Origin of the sequence: Dialister sp., from assembly GCF_036343215.1 — a bacterium.
GTDB lineage: Bacteria > Bacillota > Negativicutes > Veillonellales > Dialisteraceae > Dialister.
Window position 1 is genome coordinate 1 of sequence record NZ_JAZASU010000175.1, and the last position, 1949, is coordinate 1949.

The window sequence follows — 1949 nt, forward strand, 5'->3', positions numbered from 1 at the left end:
CAATGGCTATGGCGAAATTGTTGCCTCCCGGAAGAGTACCCACCACGGTCAGCTTCTCGCTGCCTCCATGGGCCAGGTAATAATTGGCCGCCTGTTCGTCCGATATCCCGGCTTCTGCCTTTCCTTCGGCCACGGCCTTGTAGATATCTTCATAATGATCCAGGGGAACCACTTTCCCAAATCCCATTTCCTTCGCCCTGGTTTCAAAGGTAGAGCTCTTCTTGACGGCTACGGTCTTTCCCTTCAGGTCGTTTTCACTGCGGATGGAATTGCCCTTCTTCGGGACCACCACGGTATAAGCGCTTCGCTTGAAATAGACATCCGAGAAATCAACCTTCTGCTTTCTCTTTTCATTGACCGTCAGCGTGCCGATGGCCATATCCACGTCTTTTCTGGAAACGGAATCCAGCAGCTGGGAGAATTTCATATCTTTGAATTCCACAGAGGCTCCCATTTCTTTGGCTACCGCTTTCACCAGATCCATTTCAAAGCCCACGATCTGATTCTTTTCGCTCACATACCGGTAAGGCGGGTCATTGGCTTCCGTAGCCACCTTGAGCACCCGGCCTGCCCCGGAAGAAGCGGCAGAAGCGCTTCCTGCCCCGCTTCCGCCGCAGCCCGCAGACAGAACTACCATACCGGCCAGAGCCAGAATCAGAGAACCTTTCTTCAAAGTATCTTTCATGGTTTCCTCCTGAGGAAATTTATAACATATTTTAATTGGCTTATCTCTTTATAATATATATTATTATATTTATTTTTCAACTTTAAAAATTCAAGTTTTACTCATTTTATAATATAAAGTTTTTATATTAGTTAAAAGGATAATGAAGTTAGCAGCTGCATTGGCGTCAGGCCGGCGATGAGGCTTTTCCCCCACCTGTCCCAATCGGAAATGGAATGATGATGGCTAATGGGTAATAGCTAATGGGTAATGGTTAATGGCTATTACCTATCCTTCATTACCATCAAATAAAAATGGCCCGCTTCCATTTTTGCAGGCCCCATTCACTGAAACCATAAATTCATATTTTTACCGGTTTTCTAAATTTTATCCTTGAATTTATCCTAAAATCCATATAGAATATGAAAAAGGAGGTAAAAATCATGATGATCGATACGAACTCTATGGTGCCCATTTCGGCAGCCAACCAGAATTTTTCGAAGGTGGCGAAAATGGCCGATGAACATGGCTCTGTGGTTATTATGAAGAATAATGCGCCCCGCTATGTACTGATTGACTTCAGCCGGCTGGACCACCTGCAGACGGCATCCATGTCCACTCTGGATACTTTGGCGGAAAAGCTCATGGATGAGAATGACGAGACCTTCCGGGAGCTCGCAAAATGATTATCCTTTCTTAAGAGGGAATCATTTTCCTCCATTCCAAGCTGATTCAAAGATATGGAGGCCTTGACGGAATACGTGACCGAGGCGGACTTGATTCCGCTATCAACGCACCATTTCAGACATTTGACGGGCAAGAGCTTTATCCGACAGTGATAGAAAAGACTGTCCGACTGGCTTATGGTCTTATTACCAACCATCCTTTTATCGATGGAAACAAAAGAATTGGAGCCATGGCACTTTTAATTGTCCTGAAGCTCAATCACTACGAATGCACATATAGGCAGGAAGAACTGATTCACATCATTATGTCCGTTGCAAGTCATGAAGGTGATGAGCAGGACCTTCTCCACTGGGTGACTTCCCATTTAGACAATTAATTACAAACAAAAAGCATCCCGATTTCGAGGATGCTTTTTGTTTTGGAAAATGATTCAGAAAGTCCGTCTTTCATTTCCACTAACTGCTAACTGCAATATCATTAACTTAACAGCTGCTAAAGTGCTTCCAAATCGAAATTTCTCTATTGCGTTTAAAGGAAATAGGGCCTTATTCACCCTGTTCGGAGTAAATTTTAGTAGTTTTGACCGGTTTTTGAGGCA

At 44.1% G+C, this 1949-nt stretch carries 3 protein-coding genes; 2 read left to right on the forward strand and 1 reads right to left on the reverse strand.

What is annotated here, in order from left to right:
• Nucleotides 1–685 (reverse strand): ABC transporter substrate-binding protein (locus tag VZT47_RS10160; RefSeq protein ID WP_330224845.1); only part of this gene is annotated, 685 nt, incomplete at its 3' end.
• Nucleotides 686–1107: 422 nt separating this feature from the next.
• Between VZT47_RS10160 and VZT47_RS10165 the strand changes: the two genes are divergently transcribed.
• Together VZT47_RS10165 and VZT47_RS10170 are read left to right on the forward strand one after the other, a co-directional pair.
• A complete protein-coding gene (locus tag VZT47_RS10165) occupies nucleotides 1108–1350 on the forward strand; it encodes a type II toxin-antitoxin system Phd/YefM family antitoxin (protein ID WP_296954589.1) in 243 nt (80 codons plus the stop codon).
• A 23-nt stretch (nucleotides 1351–1373) separates the two neighbouring features.
• Nucleotides 1374–1727 (forward strand): type II toxin-antitoxin system death-on-curing family toxin, encoded by a 354-nt coding sequence (locus VZT47_RS10170; RefSeq protein ID WP_330224846.1) that lies wholly within the window; start codon nucleotides 1374–1376, stop codon nucleotides 1725–1727.
• The last annotated feature ends 222 nt before the right edge of the window (nucleotides 1728–1949 follow it).

Coding starts and splice junctions, on each gene's coding strand:
- VZT47_RS10165 (WP_296954589.1), top strand. CDS start 1,108: ATGATGATCGATACGAACTCTATGGTGCCCATTTCGGCAGCCAACCAG.